A 21,162-nucleotide genomic window follows, 5' to 3' on the forward strand; every position below is an offset into this window, starting at 1 on the left:
ACCGCGCGTTTCCTAGTTGGCAAACTCGAACAATATCTTGTCTCAATCAAAAACGGCAACATGATGTTATAACGTTCTGGTGGGATTTGTACATGTGATCAATAAAAAATGTTAGCTGTTTATTGTGTTTGCTAAACGAGCGAGTTTGCGTGCCACTGACTTTCTGTGTAATACATGTTCAAAAATGGTGTAGAAAATTCACGATTTCTGTTATTTGCCTAGACAAGAGAACTTCTTATTTGGCACCTTGTTCATCAAACGGACATATTTATATATTAGATTGATTCTCTTTTGATTTTTTCTCTGGAAATACTATATGGTGCGGGCAAATTTTTTGGTTGGAAAACACAAATCAAAAACCGGATTAGAGTTCTTGCTTTCGCTCGCATCACGTGCAGTAGTGCTCATGACTGTTAGCGGGTTTTGCACACTGAGCACGTATGCTGCGGAAAAATCGCATACTTCACATGCATCGACCACGGTATCAACATGGGTGGTGATGGGTGAGAATGGGCAATCGGTCGTACGTAGTTTGAGCACGGCGGCGCAATGCCCTATGTTGAAACAAGATGGTAAGTCGAAAAGAATGCTATTACGTGCCCCTGCAGAAACCATGGCGCAAAGAAAAACCGCGAGTAGCGAGGTTGATTCTAAACCTTCCGCATTTCCTCTGATTACTTGCGAAGCAAACTTACTCCCCTCAGTAAAAAAAGCAAAAGTCGATGGCGTGTCGGTTCCATTAGCCAAGTCGGTATTTCAACGTATTGTGGTGATTGGCGATACTGGTTGTCGCATGAAAAAGGCGGATGATGCCTTTCAGGCTTGCAACGATAACGCGCAGTGGGTATTTAATGAAGTTGCCAAAAAAGCCGCCAGCATGAAGCCTGATCTGGTGATTCATCTGGGGGACTATCATTATCGCGAGAACGTTTGTCCAGATGGAAATCAGGGCTGTAGCGATAGCCCTTGGGGTTATGGGTACGATGTTTGGAAAGCGGATTTTTTTGAACCTGCCAAGCCTTTATTGCAAGCGGCACCTTGGGTTATGGTGCGCGGTAACCACGAATCTTGTTCTCGTGCTGGCCAAGGCTACTGGCGTTTTCTTGATCCACGTCCCTATGTCGCAGGACGTGATTGCGATCTTGAGCAAAACGATATGATCGGTGATTACAGCGAACCTTACGCGGTGAAACTGGGGCGTAGTGGTGGACAGACTGCACAGTTGATTGTGTTTGATTCTTCCAAAGTACCTGGAAAAAAATTGAAGAAAGAGGATGCTGCGTTTGCCATTTTTAGCGAACAGTTCGCCAAGGTCGATGACATCGCCGAAGCCGCTGACTTCAATATTTTTATGAATCATCACCCAAGTTTGGGCTTTGCCGCTTCTCATAAAGCCGACGGTAGTGTGGAATTTAAGCCGGGTAATCAAACTCTACAAGCAGTGATGCAAGGGCGTCATCCGAAGCGACTATTCCCCGCAAAAGTGCAAGCCGTTTTATCCGGTCACGTGCATCTGTTTCAGGCGGTCAGTTTTTCATCCGATCATCCGACACAGTTTGGTTCAGGGAATGGTGGTACCGCGATGGACAAGCCTTTACCAAATCAACTTCCTGAGAATGTCACACCATTTGAATCTGCCGTAGTCGACCATTTTAGCAATAGTAATCAAGTTGGTTTCATGCTGATAGAACGTAAGCGAGATAGGTGGATCATGAGCGCCTTTGATAAAGAGGGTAATCGTATGACGCAATGCAAATTGCAGAACGCAAAAACAAATTGCACAACCAATCTAAAATGATTTGTAACAAAGAGCCAATCCTTATCTCATTTGTTGTTATGTCATCGAGCTGTAACACGCCTTTCATCTTTAGGTCATAAGGGATTCTTAGACTTCACGCTTTTCTCTCTCGCGATTGTTTGGAATCCTTATGACTAACACTACATCCCAATTTTCCCGTTCATTTCTCGCGGCGCAAGTTTTGCTGGCATTAGCTTGTATGGCGGGCACGCAAACTGTCTTTGCACAACAAGCGGTGATTGGCACCGATCCTGTTGTGCTTGCAAATAATGCGGCGAAAGCGACTGTTGTGAATTCGGACGGAACAAAAGCGGATGCTGATTCTGCACTCGATGCCAAAGCGATTACCAATCGCGTGGTCATTTCAGGTACAACGGTAGCGACACGTGCTCCTGTACAGGCTTCCTTGAATGCCACCCAACCACAATCTATTATTACTGCGACTTTCATTGAACAAACCGTCACGCCTTTGGCTGACTTCAACGCAGTGGCGCGGATTGCGCCTAGCGTAGGTGGCGGCATCTCCGCGAACGGTGCTGGCTTGGCTGAGACTAAGGTTTCGCTGCGCGGTTTTCAAGATGGTGAATACAATATGACTTACGATGGGATTCCTTTCGGTGATACGAATAATCCTACTCACCATTCCACCTCGTATTTTCCAGCGCGCATTATCGGCGGTATGGTTGTAGAACGTGGTCCTGGCAATGCCAGCAATTTAGGTCAAGCGACTTTCGGTGGCTCCTTTAACTTGTTTTCAAAAGAGTTGTCGGCGGATGCGAACTTTAGTCCTTATGCGACTTTCGGTTCTTGGAATACGAAGATGTATGGTTTTCAAGTCGACACAGGCATTTTGGATAACATTGGTGGCTTGAACATGATGTTTAATGCCTCTCGTTTGAGCACAGATGGTTATCTAACACAAAGCGCGGTACGTGAAGACAACTATCAATTCAAAGCGCAAAAATCTGTGGGTGACGATACGCTCATTACCTTCTTCGCGACCTATAACAAAATTCACAGCAATGTGGCAGATAAAGGCGGCGTGACACTGGCGCAGGCAGAGAAATTCGGCAAGAACTATGCGTTGAACTTAGATCCAACGAGTCAAAATTATGTGGGTTATAACTACAATAATAAAAAGACTGATTTCGAATACCTGAATGTGCAATCAAAAATCGCCAGCTGGGTTGTTGACAATACTTTGTATACCTATGCCTACAATAACGATACCTATTCAGGTCAAGATGCTAGTGGTGCGACTGCCAATGGTACCAAGGCTGGCCCGACTGGGAATAAGAATGTTCCTGGCTACAATAAGCTTAATTCCTATCGCGTGAAGGGCGATATTCTTAAGTTGACGAACAAATTTGATGCGGGCTTGTTGCGTGCTGGTGTGTGGTTCGAAACATCGGAGACAGATCGTCATACCTACAATTTGGATATGACATTGGGAGTACGAAACCCTAAAGAAGCGACAGCACCTAAAGACATTTCGTATGAACAAAAATCTTCTTGGAAACAATACCAACCATTCGTCGAGTTTGAATGGGCAGCCACAGCAGATTTGACGATCACACCAGGATTGAAGTCGATCAATTTCAAACGTTCTTTGGATGCACAAGTCAACCAAGGTACGCGCATTCCAACCAAGGCGGATCAAACTTACACAGCGACGCTGCCATTCCTGACGGCAAACTACAGCATCGACAAAGAAACTTCTGCCTATGCGCAAATTGCTAAAGGCTTCTTGGTACCAGATCTCTCCATGTTTTATGTGAATAATCCAAACTTGAGTAAGCCAGAACCACAAACTTCGACTAATTATCAAATAGGTGTGGTGCGTCAGTCTACAGATTTGGTTCTCGATGCCGATGTTTATTACATTGATTTCAATAACAAAATTGCGTCAACTGGAACAGGAAATGATCTGATTTATTTCAACCAAGGTGGCGTGGTCTACAAAGGTGTTGAAGCCTCTGCTACCTACTATTTAGGTTCTGGTTTTTCTGTGCACGCGAATGGATCGATCAACAATGCCAAAACCAAAGGTAACAATTTACAAGTAGCGAAAGCACCAAAGTCCACGAGTGCGTTTGGTTTTTTGTATAAAGATGGCGCGATCTACGGTTCTTTATTGGCGAAAACAGTTGGTGAGCAATTCGCGAAAGACGGCGAGCCAGCCGCATACAAAATTGACGCCTATACATCGACCGATTTCACGATCGGCTATCGCTGGAAAAACACTGGACGTTTCTTGAAAAATTTAAAAGTGCAAGTGGGCATTGATAATGTATTCAATAAAGAATCTACGATATCTATTTCTCCCAATAGCAAAGGTGCCCAATTTGATCAATATGCATTCCAACCTAAACGTAGCTGGTCTACTTCTGTGAGCGCCGACTTCTAATTCGCTTCAAACTCAGTCTATCAAAGATAGCTCGAGAGATCATGTTGATTTAAAGGCCTAGTGATGTGATTCGCTAGGCTTTTTTATTGTGCGATTCATCTAGCGAGCTTGCAGTCAAAACACTACAACGACTATTTTTGAACCATATCTTTTTAGATTGGTTCAAGATGAAAGGTATCACTGCTTGCAGAAAAGTTGACACGCTGCCGCTTCTGTCTCATATGAGAATGGGGGCATGTCATGGTATGCCGACTGTTACTTGTTTGTATATTTAAGCGCTCTTTAATTCGTGCTGTTTATTCGATTTACTAAACGAACCGTCGGCGAAATAGCAAAGCTTTGGCTTCACGACTGGTCAATTTTATTGAGTAAGGAAAAACGAATTTGATGGGTTTTTACGATATATAAATTACTCGAAGCCTGAGATCGAGTACGTTTTAAACCTGGTAGGGCGACCGGTTTTGCCGTTGTTTTTCTGGATGCCGATTGTTAGATATTGTGTCTTGCCGTATGGCAATTCCAATCTAACTTAAAATATAGGCAGTATTTAGTGATGCGTTTGCAATTGGGAAGTAACAGTTTTTATCACGGCAAGCACGATATTTGTATCTCTTTAGATTGAGACGAAAGGTGTTTTTTCTTATCTAAGAATAAACAGTCTGTTGTAAAAAAAGTGCAAAATAGTTTTTGTCTGGAAATATCTTTGACGAATTTTATAAAGTTGCTAGTATGAATTTGAGCTTTCATAGATTTGTGGCATCACGCTCTGTGCTCAATGTTCTATAAGCAGTCTTGACCCGCTATTTATTCCGTCTTATTGATTTTTTGGCTGATTGATTCCTGCAGAGTTAGTAGCAAATTTTGCTCTGGCTTTAATGTTCGTTCTCAATTTTGTTTTTACTTCCCCTGAGACTATTCACATCTGTTTTTAATAATAAAGGAAAGCAATATGAAAGCGCATTACATATATCCCTTGGTTTTAGCGAGCATTGCACTAGCACCCGCAGCGCAAGCCGATGATTTGAGTGATTGGTTGAAAATTGACGGATTTGGAACGGTGGGCACCTACAAAGGTAATAGTGATGTCGCTGGTGTCCGCACTGATCAGAGACAACGTGTGGTTTCTTACAACGACTGGCGTTTTGACGGTGATAGTCAAGCCTCGATCCAAGCCACATTCAATCCGAATGGAAAGCTTAAGGGCGTCATTCAGCTGATTTCTAAAAAAGATGTAAATGGCAGTAACAAGCCAACGGTTGAATGGGCGTATGTAGCATATCCCCTGACGAGTGAGATTGATCTTAAAATTGGACGTACGGTTGCGCCGATTTTCTTGATGTCCGATTACCGTAACCTTAATTATGCCCAGACCACAGCGCGCCCACAATCTGAAATTTATCAAGTCAACCCGATTACCTTTCAAGATGGTGCAACCGCACGCTGGGATAAAAAGCTCGGTGCCGGTGATTTGCAGTTGGAAGGTTTTTTTGGAAAAACTAAAGTCAGTGTTGCTGGTGGTGATGTTGATTTAAGTCGGGTTAAGGGATTAGCATTGAAATATGGCCAAGATTCTTGGGCCGTACGAGGTGGATATTCTTGGTATAACGCGTCGATCAAAGCCCCAACGGTTGAAGCAAACTTGAAAAATTTGATGTCCTTGCCTGCTGCCGCTTGTTCTAACTGCGCTGCGCAGATTGCAGCATTGGCACCTACTACTGGAATTACGGCCACGATAAAAACTCTGGGCGCGAGCTATGATAATGGTGAGTGGATTGCACAAGCCGAATGGGCGAAACGCGAAACAAATTCAGTTGTCATCAATGGCGCATCGGGCTGGAACGTGCTTGGTGCGCGACGCATCGGTGACTTTACGCCATTCATTGGCTTTGGTAGCTTTGATGCTGACGCAGAAAAGCCGCAATTAGCACCCGGACCATTTGCACCTGCCGCTCTGAAAGCACAATTGAATTATTTGAATCAATCGTTCATCGGCACAGGCGATTCCAGTCGTGATGTGATGTCCGTTGGTGTTCGTTGGGATTTCGCTAAAAACCTTGCACTAAAAGCGCAGTTGGAAAGTGCAAAAATGAAGTATCCAAATGTGGGTGCATCGAATGGTTTCTATAGCTACGAAACTTCCATGTTGGGCAAACCAAGCGGGTTTAATGGACGTGTTTCCATGTTCACGCTCAATCTTGATTTCGTATTTTAAGCGAGGCCTAACATGAAACTACTTACTAAAACATTTTTAAGCGTGGCCTTGTTGACGTCGATGCAGTTAGCGCAAGCGGAACATGTAATTGTCGTATCGGCAAAAAGTGCTGTTGGCAATTTAACGAAAGATCAGGTTGCCGATATTTATTTGGGAAATGCCAAAGAATTTCCGGGCGGCGGTCAAGCTTTGCCATTGCTATTAGCGAACGGTGCGGTACGCACAGAATTTTTTGACAAAATTCTCGGAAAGAATGAAGCACAGGCAAAAGCCATTTGGTCACGTCTGGTATTTAGTGGTAAAGGCAGCGCACCACGCGAAGTTGCTGATTCTGCTGAAATCGTCAAATTGATCGCGGCAAATCCCAACTGTATCGGCATCATAGAAAAAAGTGCGGTCAATGCGAGCGTCAAAGTTGTGCTGACTAGTCATTAAGTAGCATGCGATAGCAGTAAAGCCGTGTGTCTGCTTTGACTTAGTAGATACCAAGAGTTTGTGAAGTAATGCAGCGACTTACAAACTAATGGTCAAATGAAAAAACCGAAACGCCTAAGACGTTTCGGTTTTTTTATTTGCGCCAGATTAATTTCTTGGCGAAGACTTGTCCCCAGTCGAATCCATACAGATGGATTACTTCGTAAAACGCTCTTCCGCCAAACGATCAGCAATCACGCTAGTTGGAACGCCTTCTGCATTAGCACGAGCGAATACTTCAGATAAAGTCTCACCGATACGACGTACATGCGCATCCATGCCATCTTCTGGCGTGTTCATGTATTCGTAGCACACCTTGATAATGCCACCTGCATTGATGACGAAATCTGGCGCGTACAAAATACCTTTTTGACGGCAAACTTCACCGATTTCAGGTGTTGCCAATTGATTGTTGGCACCACCTGCAACGATTTTTACTTTCAGGCGGTTCATGGTATCTGGATTCAATGTGGCACCGAGTGCGCATGGTGCGTAGATATCCGCTTCTACATCGTAGATCGCATTGACATCAACTACAGTTGCGCCGAATTCTTCTTGTGCGCGTTTTAATGAATTTTGGTCGATATCGGCAACCACTAATTTTGCGCCAGCTTCATGCAAGCGACGAGCATAGTCATAACCAACGTGACCCAAGCCTTGTAATGCCACGGTTAAACCATCAAAGCTATCGCGTTTGAAATGGTGTTTTACCGCAGCTTGTGCACCAACGAAGCAGCCTAATGCTGTGAATGGAGATGGATCACCGCGATCGCCTAAGCCTGCAACGTATTTTGTTTTATTGGCGACATTTGCCATATCTGCCGGGCTGGTGCCGACGTCTTCTGCAGTGATGTAACGACCACCGAGACGTTCTAAGGCTTCACCCAGTGCTTCAAATAAAGCAGGCGTTTTATCTGTTTTTGGATTGGCGATGATGACGCTTTTACCGCCGCCGATTGGCAGGCCAGCTACGGCGTTTTTGTAGGTCATACCGCGTGACAGGCGCAGAACGTCGCGCACTGCTTCTGCTTCGGTGGCGTAATTCCACATACGGCAACCGCCCATGGCAGGACCTAAATTCGTGTTGTGAACCGCGATGATGGCGCGTAAGCCAGATTTAGGTTCGGAGGCGAAAACTACTTGTTCGTGATTGTCGAAATTAACTTCGTTGAATACAAAGGCGGTCATGCTTATGGCTCCGCGCGGATAAGGTGCTGTTTGGCAGATGCGCCAAGTTGCTCCAATACCGCAGAAAATGAGTGGATGAAAGAGAAAAACGGTCGGTAATTTACTGCTACTAAGGGTTTTACCAGGCGGGTAGCCGATAAAAGAACGGTGATTGTGTCACGCGCGCAGAAGTATACGGCGTAGCCCTTATAAACTCAAGTTCGATCATCACCTTCATCACCTTCATCACCTTCATCGCCTTCATTGGCTTGGTCGCATTAGTAGCATTTGATTAATAGTGCATGAGCCGCAACACAATTTCAACATCAGCTGTTCCTATCTGGAGGGAAGTAGCGATTTCGTGGACAAGTGCGACCAGCTCGGGCATGCCTTGGAAATTGAACCGATACTTCTCGGTATTTATAGCTACTCATCAGTATTAATTTTTACGTATAAGTATATACTGCGTCGGCACTGACTAATTTGTCAGTGCTTATGAGGCGAATGTTACGGACTTTAGTGGAATTTTCGCATCTGCCGTCAATAAAATTTTTTAAGTCTCTCTAATTTGCTCCTAATTTCACTACCAACTTATTTAAGAGGTACTCCATGAAACGCATTATTCTTGCTTCAATTTTGACTTTTGCTGCGACTTTCTCTGTGCATGCAGCTGACATCGTCGATACCGCTGTGGGCGCGGGTAAATTTACTACTTTAGCAACCGCATTAAAAGCGGCTGGATTGGTAGAAACCTTGAAAGGCAAAGGTCCGTTCACTGTGTTTGCACCAACCGATGCGGCTTTTGCAAAGATTCCAAAAGCAGACCTCGAGGCTTTACTGAAAGATAAAGCTAAGTTAACTGCCGTTTTGACGTATCACGTGGTGGCAGGCAAAGTAATGGCGGCCGATGTGAAAGCTGGCAAAGTGAAAACAGTGCAAGGTGCGTCATTTACAGTGACGACGGCTGGCGGAGTCAAAGTTGATGGTGCAAATGTGACGGCGACGGATATCATTGCCGACAATGGTGTGATCCACGTGATTGATACTGTCATCATTCCTAAATAACACTGCCGTCCCTGACTGCTGTGATTCAGCATTAATTCAGACAATTTGAGTGGACTTTCTACTCGTTTGCCATTGAGCGATCGTCGAAATATTGACGGTCGCTTTTGTGTTTTTAGGCATTCTTTAATGGCTTTATCAAACTAAAATCCCTTTTCTTTGCGCGAGGAAGGTGGCGTTACTCACTAGCCCAACTGTGAATCCCTATTTTGACCTAGACATGGTCGCTTTTTTTACTTACTTTGCTATGTTTTAGTGACAAAGTATTGAACTTTACGTATGGTAACGAGTTCAAAGATCGATTCTATTCTCGGAGGTTTTACTATGTTGCGACCAAGTCTACTCATTCTTGCTTTATGCCTGATCTTAACGGCATGTAGTCAGGGTGGTAAGGATGGCAAATCACCTGATAAAAATGCTAGTGCGTCTGCGGATCGTGCATTGCAGGTGACAAATGAAGATTATGTCGTCATTCAAAATAGTGCTCTTGCATCGGGACCGGTCATTACCGGATCGATACAGCCGGAACGTAAAGCCGATTTGCGCGCTGAAGTATCTGCAATTGTCATGCAAGTCTTGAAAGAAAATGGTGAGACTGTTAAACGTGGTGACTTGCTGGTGCGCTTAGATGACACCTCTTTCCGTGACCAACTGGCCTCTGCAGATCAGGGAGCGCGTGCTGCGCAGCAATCGCTGGATCAGGCTGAACGTCAATTAGAGCGTCTGAAGACCTTGCGCGCTTCCGGCATGACATCAATGCAGGCTTTAGAAGATGCGGAAATTCGCCGAAATAATTCACAAAGCGAATTAGTGGCAGCCAAGGCACGCAGCGTTGCTGCGCGTCAGCAATTGCAACGCACAGAGATTCGTGCGCCATTTGACGGCATTGTTAGTGAACGCAAAGTATCGAATGGTGACACAGCGCAAATCGGTAAAGAAATCATGAAAGTGATCGATCCTACCAGCCTGCGTTTTCAAGGTTTGATTTCTACCGATATGGTCACTGCAGTGAAAGCCGGTCAAGCAGTGAGTTTCCGTATCAATGGCTACGATCAACAATTCGTAGGTAAGGTGCGCCGCGTTGATCCTGCAGCGAATGCGACGACACGTCAGGTGGAAGTCTTAGTCGACTTTATTGGCAAAGATCAGCCACGCGTTTCTGGTTTATATGCCGAAGGTCGGATCGAAGCAGCAACTACCCAAGTCTTAATGATTATTAATTCAGCGATTGCGCGCGATGGCGACAAAGCTTATGTCTGGGCGATTCAAGATGGTGTTTTGAAAAAACAAGTAATTGCTTTGGGTGAGCGTGACGTACGTCGTGGCGACTATGCAATTTTGTCTGGCTTAAAAAATGGTGACAAAGTGATCCGTCAACCACTGTCAACTTTTAAGGATGGCTTGAAAGTAGAGATGGCAGCTTCAGCTGGCGCGAATAAAGCGACTGGAAGTGCTGCACCAGCACCAGCATCAGCGTCAGGAACTACTGCACCTGCATCCGCAACGACCAGTTCTGCATCCGCCTCCGCAACCGTAGCAGGAAAATAATATGTTCCTATCTGACTTTAGTATTAAGAGACCGATCGCAACGATCGTCATTATTATTGCGCTGATGTGTCTAGGTCTACTCGCCTTGAAGAAGTTACGCGTCAATGAAATTCCGAATGTGCAAGAACCGGTATTGGGCGTGTATGTGCCTTACCCGGGTGCATCACCGGAAAGCGTAGAACGCGAGATCGTCAATCGTATTGAGAAATCGCTACAAAGTATTTCTGGCGTCACGCAATTACGTTCTTCTGCTAGTGAAGGCAGTGCCTATTTCACGCTGGTCTTTAACTTCGATCGGAATATGATCGAAGCATCTGATGATGTGCGTAACGCAATTGCCTCGGTGCGCTATAAATTGCCGACCGAAATGCGCGAACCGATTATCGAACGACGAGACCCTAACGATCAGCCGATTATGCAGATGGCATTGTCGTCGAAAACGAAGACGCATGCCGAGATTTCACGTTTAGCGGAAGATGATTTATCTGATCGTTTCCGTGGAGTGGATGGCGTTGCTGTTGTGACTGTTAACGGTTCTTTGAAACGTGAGCTGAGTGTCTTATTGCGCGCGCAAAAATTGCGTGAATTTAATGTCTCCGTATCCGAAGTAGTTTCGGCATTACGAACACAAAACTCCACAGCGCCAGTCGGTAAGGTACGCGGCACGATGGAAGAAAAAAGCATACGTCTGGTCGGTCGTTTAGAGTCGCCTGCAGAGTTTGAACAGATCGTGGTCAAGCGTCGCGGCAATGAAGTGGTGCGCCTGGCGCAGGTAGCAACGATACAAGATGGTTTTGCCGAAATTGGTGGTTTCAGTGTGCGTAACGGCAATCCTAACGTCGGTATCATGGTGATGAAATCGCGAGACGCCAGTACCGTATCGGTCGCAAATAGAATTCGTCAAATGGTCGACGAGGTCAATAAAACCTTGCCAGATGGTACCAAGTTAGAGATCACACAAGATGGCGGCAAGAATGCTCAGAAGAATCTGAATAATGTCATCGAATCCTTGCTGTTCGGTGCGGTATTAACGATTTTTGTGGTGTATGTCTTTTTGAATTCTTGGCGCTCGACTTTGATTACCGCTTTGAGTTTACCAACTTCCGTAATCGCGGCATTTATCGCGGTGTGGTTGTGCGGCTTTACCTTGAATTTCATGACCCTACTTGGATTGTCACTGGCGATTGGTGTCTTGATTGATGATGCGATTGTTGTGCGGGAAAATATCGTAAGACACATGGAAAACGGCTCAGATCGTCGAACGGCGGCCTTGAACGGCACAGCTGAAATTGGTCTGGCAGTAGCGGCGACTACTTTCTCGATTATGGCGGTGTTTATTCCGGTCGCGTTTATGCCGGGTGTATCTGGTGAATGGTTTCGCCCATTTGCATTGACAGTGACAGCATCGGTCATGGTGAGTTTGTTTATTTCGTTCACGCTCGATCCTATGTTGTCCGCATTCTGGGGTGATCCGATTGGACACCACTTGCAGCCTAAGACAGGTATTAGTCTGATCTTAGAACGTTTCAATAAATGGTTCGACCACAAGGCAGAAGGCTATGGCAATGTGATCGCTTGGGCTTTGCATCATCGACGTTGGATGGCGATTATCGCTTTATTGAGTTTTGTGTCGGCCATTGCATTGCATGCCATGTTTGGTGGTACAAGTTTCTTACCCGCTTCCGATAGTGGTAATTTGATGATTAATATCCGAACCCCATCGAGTTCTAGCTTGGAATATTCACGTTTGAAAGTGGAAAAAGCGGCTGAGTTGGCGCGCACACTACCCGAAACCGTTGCGACCAATAGCAGTGTGAGTATCACGGGTGGACGTGTCTACGTGGACATCGGCAAGAGTACGGAGCGTAAGCGTTCAGCGGCGCAGGTCGCTATCAGTTTGCGCGAGAAAGTTTCAACATTAGTTGGCGCTGAATACGTAGTGCAAGATGATTTGAATAACGGCGGTGGTAAGCCCGTACAGATCAAATTCTCCGGCGAGGATTCACGTAAGTTGATGGAAATCACGACCGACTTTATGGCGAAATTGCGTAAGGTTCCAGGTGCTGTCGATGTTGGTTTGTCTGAACAAGATCCTAAAGATGAATTACAGATTGAATTGAATCGTGGTTTGGCTAACTCTTTGGGTATTTCTTCGAATGATGCTGCACAGGCTCTACGGGTGGCATTTGCTGGCGTGGAAGTGGGCGACTGGGTTGATCCTACAGGCGAGACACGCGACGTTTCTGTGCGCCTGCATCCAGAAGATCGTGTTAGTGCGGACAATATCGAAACCCTTCCTATCGCAGTGACTGGTACCGATAAAATGGTTCCTTTAGAACAAATCGCGACGATTACGATGGGTAAAGGTCCGGCAAGGATCGAACACTCCGATGGCAAACGTATGATTTCTGTATCTGCCAATGTCCAAGGGCGTTCGCCTGGTGAAGTCACAACGGAGGCATTGAAGATTGCTAAAGCGATTAATTTCCCCGCTGGTTTCGGAATTCAATTGGATGGTTCAGCGAAAAATCAAAATGAATTATTTACAGAAATGACGATTGCCTTGTTCATGGGTATTGGTCTGATGTATTTGATTTTGGTAATGCAGTTCGGTTCTTTCACTGCGCCGCTTCCTGTGATGATGTCCTTACCATTGAGCTTGATCGGTGTGGTCTTGGCATTACTATTGACCAAGGGAACACTGAATTTGATGAGCTTCATCGGCATTATCATGTTGATGGGTCTGGTTGCGAAGAATGCGATTCTCTTGCTCGACTGCGCGCGCAAGCGTGAGGCGGAAGGTTATGATCGGGAGGAAGCATTGATGTATGCAGGTCGCATGCGTTTGCGCCCGATTTTGATGACGACTTTTGCTTTGATCGCTGGTATGTTGCCTGTGGCTATTGGTATGGGTGAGGGCGGTGAATTCTATCGTCCATTAGCGATCGCGATTATTGGCGGTACGATTACTTCGACTTTGCTGACTTTGCTGGTCGTTCCAACTTTCTACGACAGCATAGAAATTGCACGTGATCGCATGTTCGCTAAATTTGGTCGTCGCGCGGATCGTTGGAATGCCTTTATTGCGTTTATATTGACCTTTATTGAAGCGATCTTGACCTTGATATTTGTGCGTTTAATTTATCGCGGTCTGAAAACTTTGGTGTTTTGGATCATGGGTAAGCCCCAGCCAAAAGCACAAAAAATTTCATGAGTTGAAGCAGAAAAGAAGTAAGCAGTATATTTGTAAAAAACGCGTACGAAAATAAACAACGGCCTCGTAAGAGGCCGTTGTTTTGTGTCCTTGAATCATTTAACAAGTTAGTGAGGATATTGTGAGTATTAACAACTCAGCTACCGCCGATTTGGGAACAAACGCTCCCAAAATGCCAAAACAAATACCCTTCATCATTGCGAATGAAGGCTGTGAGCGATTTAGTTTCTACGGAATGCGCAACATTCTGACTGTGTTTTTAATGACCAGTCTATTGTTGTCCATTCCTGAAGAATTGCGCAAAGGCGAAGCTAAAAACGTGTTTCATACCTTCGTGATTGGCGTGTATTTTTTTCCTTTACTCGGCGGATGGCTGGCCGATCGCGTTTTCGGTAAATACAATACGATCTTGTGGTTGAGCTTAGTCTATTGCGCAGGACATGCATGTCTTGCGATGTTTGAACATAGCATGGGCGGTTTTTATACCGGCTTATTTTTAATCGCATTGGGTTCAGGTGGGATCAAGCCTCTGGTCGCTTCATTTATTGGCGACCAATTCGATCAGACGAATCGCTCCTTAGCGCAAAAAGTATTTGACGCGTTTTACTGGATTATTAACTTCGGTTCTTTCTTCGCGTCTTTGTTGATGCCGATATTTTTGAAACATTTTGGTGCCAGTGTAGCGTTTGGTATTCCTGGTATTTTGATGTTTATCGCCACCTTTGTATTTTGGTTGGGACGTAAAAAATACGTACGGGTAGAACCCGTCAGTAATGATCCACATGCGTTTTTGGTGGTGATTCGTAGCGCGATTTTATCGCAAGGCGCAAGTGGTACAGAAACTCGCCCGGGCTTGTGGTTGACCTTACTGGGGTTTGCTTTGGCGATTACCGGTTTGTTTTTTATTCCGCAAATTGGCGTGGTCGCTGCCTTGTGTTCCGCCTTGGTTTTGGTAATGGGTTTCGGTGGAGCGGGAGCATGGATACAATTGGAACGCGTGCGTGGAATTCATCCTGATGCCGCGATTGACGGTGTCCGTAATGTGTTGCGTTTGCTTGTCTTGTTCGCCTTAATTACGCCGTTTTGGTCCCTGTTTGATCAAAAAGCCTCGACCTGGGTTTTACAGGCAGATCATATGACTAAGCCAGAATGGTTTCAATCTTCCATGATGCAGGCTTTGAATCCGGCTTTGGTGATGGTACTTATTCCCTTCAATAACTTTGTGCTTTATCCCTTGCTGGCACGTAGCGGCGTCAAGGTGACAGCATTACGTCGTATGGGAACTGGGATCGCAGCGACAGGCTTGGCATGGATAGTGGTTGGTGGTTTGCAATTAGAAATTGATGGTGGCGACCCGATTACAATCGTCTGGCAAATTATTCCTTATGCGCTGATGACTTTTGGTGAAGTTCTAGTATCGGCGACAGGGTTGGAATTCGCTTATAGTCAGGCACCGATTTCTATGAAGGGCGTGATTACGAGTTTTTGGTACTTGTCTGTAACGGTCGGTAATTTATGGGTCTTGCTGGCGAACTCTAGTGTGAAAGGAGAGGCCGTTACCGCCTATATACAATCTTTGGGGCTGAGTGTCACTGCATTTCAGATGTTCTTTTTCGCTGGATTCTGTTTGTGCGCAGCAGGACTATTTGCGTTGTATGCACGCAATTACCGGATGCTGGATAATTATCGGCAGGCATAAGTTTTCGCCTTAGATTATAGGAATAAAAAAGCCGCAAATCCAAATCGATTCGCGGCTTTTTTTGTATATGGCGTTTAGCTTACTTAAGTGTCTCGGTTAGCACGCGACCTTCAGCCCCTGACGGCATTCTAATCCGTAACAGATGTGACAGCGTTGATGCAATATCGACCACTTCTGCATATTGGCTATATGCGCCGGCTTTTATCCATGGTTTACCCATAAAAATCAAAGGCACATTGGTATCGTAGGTGTAAGGCGTACCATGCGAAGTACCAGAATTGGCCGTACCGAAGTACCAGTATGGTTTCGCTACGACAACGAGATCGCCAGACAATTGTTTGTTCCAGCCACGTTGCATCAAGCGACTGATGCGGTCATTTGGCAGTGTGCCCGTTTCAAATTGAGTGCGGGTATAGGCGTTTGCAACACCTTTATAGTTGAGTAAGAAACGTGTGGCCGCATTTTCTAAATCGCTCCGTGAAATGCCTTTGTTTTCGGCTGCGGAATAATTCAAGAAAAAGTAGGGTGAGGACCATTTACGTACCAATTTTTCGACACCAAATTTTTCCTGCAATTGTTGATTTAGCGCCAGCAACATCTTGCCGCCTTCCAGACGGCTGGCATCACGTTTCATACTTTGTGAAAATTCAGGCACATTGGGAAAACCATGATCAGCAGTCAGTACGACGAGGGTATTATCGAGACCTACTTTTTTGTCCACATCGTTTAAGAAAGCCGCCAATAAACGATCTAAACGTTGTAAGTGATCATGTGACATTTTACTTTCTGGTCCCCAGCTATGATTGACATAATCGTGACTGGATAAACTAACACCCAAGACATCAGTGACGCCAGCGGGATTATTTCCTAGCTTTTCGCCATCGATTGCCGCGCGCGCAAAATCTAAAGTAAGTTCATCAACATACGGGCCCGTGAATAATTTTTCATAATACTCGGCGTCGGGTTTGCCAGATTTGCTATCGTAGATATAAGGGAAACGTTTGCTGCTGCTGGTGTCAGCGGGTGCAACGATATCGTCAGAGGCATCATCTGCATAGGCTTGTTCTGGCAGCAGGGTGTTCCATTGTTTGCCATAAAAACGATCCTGGGGTTTTTTTGCGACAAATTGTTGACGCCACTCGGGATAGTTTTGCATGTAATAGGTACTGCTGGCGAAGTTGCCAGATTTTTTCATCAGCATATAGGCTGTGCCAGTTTTGCCTGCTAATAAAATCGCACCGCGATCTTTGCCGGATACGGTAATCACCTTGGATTGATTGCCAGTCGCATAGCGCAATTCATCACCGACCGTACTGACTCTTAAATTCGCTGGTGAAGTACCGTCACTGGCCTTGGTATCTTCATTCAAATATGTGTGCTGAGCATCTTCTGTGCAATAAATCGAAGTCAGGGTCTGCGGATCTAGCCAATTATTTCCGATGATGCCATGTTGATAGGGATAGGCGCCGCTTAATACTGCCGCATGACCAACGGCTGTCACGGTGACGCCGTGAGCCTGATGCGCATTGCCGAACCAAGCACCTTGTTCTAGTAAGCGTTTAAACCCACCTTCACCGAATTGATGACGGTAGCGTTGTACTTGTTCGTTGGGGAGGCCATCGACAACCAATACTAAGACTAGTTTTGGTGCCTTGGCGATTTTGGGACCTTGCTCGTTAGCGGCGACTGTATAAGAAAATGAACTGGACAATGCGATTGTGGCCAAGGCTGCCAGTAGCGTACGGCGCAACTTCGAAGGGGAATTTTGAGAAATAGATTTCAGCATTATGGGCGGTGACTGATTTTAAAAGGCGTTGAAAATAGGAAAAATCAAAACAGCCCATAGGATACCGTAAGTGCGAATTTAGTTCGAATTCTTATGTAACTAAGAAATTGGAGCAGACGTCGTATGCTCCAATTTTCTTGTGCTTTTTGCTATCAATGACTGCGCAAGCTACCGGTTACGGCAATAATTAGCGCAGTTTTATTCCAAACGTAGATGACCAAATCTTGGGTCAGATCTAGTGCACTTTGGAGGGAAGATTTTTGAGTAACTGCTTGTCAAGTTTTGCCGCGAGTCCGACGCTGCGACCTGCCAGATTGACTACGCGATATTCTACCGATGTTCCCAGAATTTGTGCGCTCTCGGACAGGTTTAAACCATAGTCTTCAGCCAGCCATTGCGTCATTCCACTGGTGGCAAGTTTGAGTGCTTCATCCAAAGAGCCCGCTTGTCCCAGCGTCATGATGTGAGTGGGTGATACCACACGTGGCATGGCAATTTGTTTGTGCTTAATCACTTCGACACTAAACTCCACATCCATTGACGTCTCTAAAGCGTATTGAGAAGTTTCGCCATCTCCTTGTAGTGCATGTGCATCGCCGAGGTACAGTAAAGCACCAGGTTGATTGACTGCTAAATAAACTGTATTGCCTTCTATGACTTCATTGAAATCCATATTGCCGCCGAAATTGCCAGCATCTCCGGTCGATATGGCTGGCATACCGTTTCCTGGCGCAACTGCCAATCCGCCCAGCATAGGTTTAACCGGAACTTTGAAATTCTTCAGTTTTTCACTCTTCTTATCTGGACTGGCTAGGCCATTTTTTAAATCCAGATTCCAGCGAATCGCTTGTCCTAATTCAGTACTTCGCGATGCTAAGCGTATGGTCTGAGCTTTGTGTACGATCATGTCCAAGCTATCAGCGTAATCACGATTGAGACGTAAACGTTTAATATGAATCGCCAGCACATCGCCTACATCTGCATCCGCAATATAGAAGGGCCCAGTTTGTGGATTCCCATACAACGCTACCGTCACACCGTGCTCATCGACCCCGCCAGAGTCGACAGTTTTAGTTTGCACCGTGTCGCCCGACCATATCGTTAATACGGGCTGTCGATCGGGTGAAAAGGTGTTGGAGTAGGAAGTCGGTAGGTAGCGAAAGGTGCGGGGAATATTACCGACGCGATCCGGAATTTTGTTGGCGCTAAATGTATGTTGAGCCCGCGCTTGTGGGTGATTGCTATCGGGGAAATCGGCGATGCCGTTCAAACCATCAGCGGTGATTTTTGCACGGTAAGTGTAAGTTGTCTTGTCTGCTGCGGTCGCCGTGAAGGTATAAGTGTCGTTCGTGCGAATACCAACAAAAGGATCACGATCAATATTCCCACTGATCTTACCGTCCTGCTCGTCAAGTTCCAGGCTTTGATAAGCCGTATTGCCCCAGCGATCAAGTTTCATAACGTAGGAGTGGTGCGCTGTCGTCTTCACTTGGGCATGTAAATTCAAGCAGCTCGATGTGCTTGTTACAAGCAGTATGGAAATGGCAGTGGATAGGCGCATAAATCAAATTCCTGTTTTCTATAAAGGCATGAATTGATATCGAATCATGTGGTTTTTTAGATTTGAAGTCGCAGTTCACACTCTGCGCAAAATCAATGATCGAAGCTTAGTCAGAAAGTATGGAGGAAATATGGAGGAATCTACGATGACAATGGGACAGAGATTTCAGATGCTATAAAGAATAATTGGCACTTGAGGAAGATTGATTGCTGCACTTGTAGATAGTGATAGTCCGGACCAATTCTCCGGACTATCGTGCCTATTTATAGCGATATAAAGTTTTTCTCGATTACCACTTCATCTCACCTTTATTAACCTTAGCACCGATATCGAGGGATAGTCCACCCTCGCTCAGTTGCGAATAAGACTGCTTCATAGCGTTGATCAGTGCTGCGCTGTCTTTGCTAGTTGCGAGATTTTTTTCAAACGTCAGCAAGTAATTCTTGGTAAAACTGATCGCACTCGCATCGACAGTCGTGCCTGCGCTCATGTGACCAGGAACAACCAGTTCCGGCTGCAAGGCTGCCATTTCATCTAATTGTGCTACCCACGCTGCGCGTTCGGCGCTGCTTTGCGTATCTGCCGTCCATACATGCATATTGCCGAATACTGCGATATTGCCGACAATAGCCTTAATCGATGGAATCCACGCGTAAGGACGGTGAGCCAATATGCCAGTAGTACCACGAATTTCTATCGTTTGGCCTTCGAGTGCAATGGTGTTACTGGTTAATGCTTTTGGTGTGACTGGCGTGCGTGGTGCATTCACGCCCATTTTTGGTCCCCAGAACGCGACCTTGCCTGCCATCTTCGCACTCAGTTTTTCAAGTACCGCCGGCGTGGTGACGACTTGCGCTTGCGGGAAGAATTCTTTTAAGACTTCGACACCGAAGTAGTAATCAGGATCGGCTTGGCTCACATAGATGATACTCAGTTGCTTGCCACTGTCGAGTACGTTAGCGGCAATACGTAAGGCGTCTGCGCGGGTAAAGCCGGCATCAATCACCATCGCCTCTTTTTCTCCGTAGATGAGGGTGGAATTCACATTGAAGCTGCTACTCCCAGCGTTGAGAATTCTCACTGTCAATGGGGCGGGTTGGGCTGCGTGTGCATTGCTAGATGCGATGACCGATGTGATAGCAAACGTGGCGGCGATTGTGCTGGTAATTGCGTTAGTGCGAATCATACTGAGCTCCTGTGGTCTGATAAAAAGTACGCATCATTGCGTTGGATAGCACTATAGTTGCTAATATCGCGCAGATAAACCGCATAAAATGCGCATAACTATTTCTTAAATCGAGCAAATTATGGATAGATTAACTGCGATGCAAGTATTTGTTGAAGTCGCGACCAGTGGTAGCTTTAGTGCGACGGCAGATAAATTGGACATGTCGCGCGCCATGGTGACGCGTTATGTGGGCGAGATGGAGCGGTGGTTAGCAGCGCGCTTGTTACAACGTACTACGCGTAGTGTGACGCTGACCGATGCAGGCGAAAATTGCTTGCGTCGTTGTCAGCAAATGTTAGCGCTCATGGAAAACGTGGAGGAGGAAACGAGTGAGCACGGCGGTGAATTGCGTGGGCAACTTCGCATCACCTGTAGTGTGTCACTTTGCTATGCGCAATTGGCGGCGGCGATTGTGGATTTTTTGCGCTTGCATCCGCAGCTCAAAATTGATTTGAACGCCAGCGAAGGGGCTTTGAATCTGGTCGAAGCACGAATTGATCTGGCAATACGAATTAGTGCAGCTCCCGATCCCACCTTAATCGGTCGTATTCTGGCGCCTTGTCATTCGGTATTGGTTGCATCGCCTGCCTATTTGGCTGTGCACGGAGTCCCGCAAACACCTGGTGATTTAACCGCACATCGATGTGTCAGTTATGCGAATTTTGGCAAGAGCGTTTGGAAGCTGAGTCGCGACGAAAATGACGCGCAAGTCAGCATAGGCAGTTACTTCAGTGCGAATGAGGCAACCACGCTATTACAAGCGTGTTTGGCAGGCGGTGGTATCGCTTTGCAACCGACTTTCTTGGCCAACCCGTACATACGTGACGGCCGTTTGCAGCAAATTTTGCCTGAATGGCGTCTGCCAGAAATGTCGATTTACGCGCTATATCCCTCGCGCAAACATTTGTCGCCAGCGGTAAGAGCCTTGCTTGATTTCTTGGTAGAGTGGTTTGCTGCCGTTCCTTGGCAAGATTCGGAATCAAAAAACTAAAACACAAAATCATGC

The 21,162-nt window shown here is 45.9% G+C and carries 13 protein-coding genes; 9 read left to right on the forward strand and 4 right to left on the reverse strand.

Features of this window, described 5'->3' with window-relative positions; translation table 11 throughout:
- The first annotated feature begins 406 nt into the window (after positions 1–406).
- From ACO0KW_RS14160 to ACO0KW_RS14175, 4 genes are all read left to right on the forward strand, one after another.
- A complete protein-coding gene (locus ACO0KW_RS14160) occupies positions 407–1,798 on the forward strand; it encodes a metallophosphoesterase family protein (protein ID WP_423053884.1) in 1,392 nt (463 codons plus the stop codon).
- A 130-nt stretch (positions 1,799–1,928) separates the two neighbouring features.
- Complete coding sequence (locus ACO0KW_RS14165) at positions 1,929–4,205, forward strand: TonB-dependent receptor (protein WP_423053886.1); 2,277 nt, start codon at positions 1,929–1,931, stop codon at positions 4,203–4,205.
- 949 nt (positions 4,206–5,154) lie between these two features.
- The gene (locus ACO0KW_RS14170) at positions 5,155–6,417 is read left to right on the forward strand and encodes a hypothetical protein (protein WP_423053887.1); all 1,263 of its coding nucleotides are present in this window, start codon (positions 5,155–5,157) and stop codon (positions 6,415–6,417) included.
- Between the two features lie 12 nt (positions 6,418–6,429).
- Positions 6,430–6,852 carry a hypothetical protein gene (locus tag ACO0KW_RS14175; RefSeq protein ID WP_423053889.1) on the forward strand — a complete coding sequence of 141 codons (423 nt, stop codon included), beginning with the start codon at positions 6,430–6,432 and terminating at the stop codon, positions 6,850–6,852.
- 195 nt (positions 6,853–7,047) lie between these two features.
- On the opposite strand, the gene ACO0KW_RS14180 is transcribed toward ACO0KW_RS14175, so the two are convergent.
- A complete protein-coding gene (locus ACO0KW_RS14180) occupies positions 7,048–8,079 on the reverse strand; it encodes a Glu/Leu/Phe/Val family dehydrogenase (protein ID WP_423053890.1) in 1,032 nt (343 codons plus the stop codon).
- A 588-nt stretch (positions 8,080–8,667) separates the two neighbouring features.
- Here ACO0KW_RS14180 and ACO0KW_RS14185 point away from each other — a divergent pair.
- The 4 genes from ACO0KW_RS14185 (at position 8,668) to ACO0KW_RS14200 (ending at position 15,581) form a co-directional block, all read left to right on the forward strand.
- Entirely contained in the window at positions 8,668–9,123 is a 456-nt protein-coding gene (locus tag ACO0KW_RS14185; RefSeq protein WP_423053892.1) for a fasciclin domain-containing protein, read from the forward strand.
- A gap of 321 nt (positions 9,124–9,444) precedes the next feature.
- A complete protein-coding gene (locus ACO0KW_RS14190) occupies positions 9,445–10,668 on the forward strand; it encodes an efflux RND transporter periplasmic adaptor subunit (RefSeq protein WP_423053894.1) in 1,224 nt (407 codons plus the stop codon).
- Position 10,669: 1 nt separating this feature from the next.
- A complete protein-coding gene (locus ACO0KW_RS14195; RefSeq protein ID WP_423053895.1) occupies positions 10,670–13,882 on the forward strand; it encodes an efflux RND transporter permease subunit in 3,213 nt (1,070 codons plus the stop codon).
- A gap of 172 nt (positions 13,883–14,054) precedes the next feature.
- Positions 14,055–15,581: an oligopeptide:H+ symporter gene (locus ACO0KW_RS14200; RefSeq protein ID WP_423053896.1), complete on the forward strand. Its 1,527-nt coding sequence runs from the start codon at positions 14,055–14,057 to the stop codon at positions 15,579–15,581.
- A 79-nt stretch (positions 15,582–15,660) separates the two neighbouring features.
- Here the strand turns inward: ACO0KW_RS14200 and ACO0KW_RS14205 are convergent, their stop codons facing one another.
- From ACO0KW_RS14205 to ACO0KW_RS14215, 3 genes are all read right to left on the reverse strand, one after another.
- Positions 15,661–17,367, reverse strand: a complete 1,707-nt coding sequence (locus ACO0KW_RS14205) for an alkaline phosphatase family protein (RefSeq protein WP_423053897.1) — start codon at positions 17,365–17,367, stop codon at positions 15,661–15,663.
- Between the two features lie 235 nt (positions 17,368–17,602).
- Positions 17,603–18,928, reverse strand: coding sequence for an acetamidase/formamidase family protein (locus ACO0KW_RS14210; protein WP_423053898.1), 1,326 nt, complete (start codon positions 18,926–18,928; stop codon positions 17,603–17,605).
- 289 nt (positions 18,929–19,217) lie between these two features.
- Positions 19,218–20,114 (reverse strand): MBL fold metallo-hydrolase, encoded by an 897-nt coding sequence (locus tag ACO0KW_RS14215; protein WP_423053899.1) that lies wholly within the window; start codon positions 20,112–20,114, stop codon positions 19,218–19,220.
- Between the two features lie 121 nt (positions 20,115–20,235).
- Between ACO0KW_RS14215 and ACO0KW_RS14220 the strand changes: the two genes are divergently transcribed.
- Positions 20,236–21,147, forward strand: a complete 912-nt coding sequence (locus ACO0KW_RS14220) for a LysR family transcriptional regulator (RefSeq protein WP_423053900.1) — start codon at positions 20,236–20,238, stop codon at positions 21,145–21,147.
- Positions 21,148–21,162 lie beyond the last annotated feature (15 nt).

It is taken from the genome of Undibacterium sp. Ji22W (assembly GCF_049340305.1).
Taxonomy (GTDB): Bacteria; Pseudomonadota; Gammaproteobacteria; order Burkholderiales; family Burkholderiaceae_D; genus Undibacterium.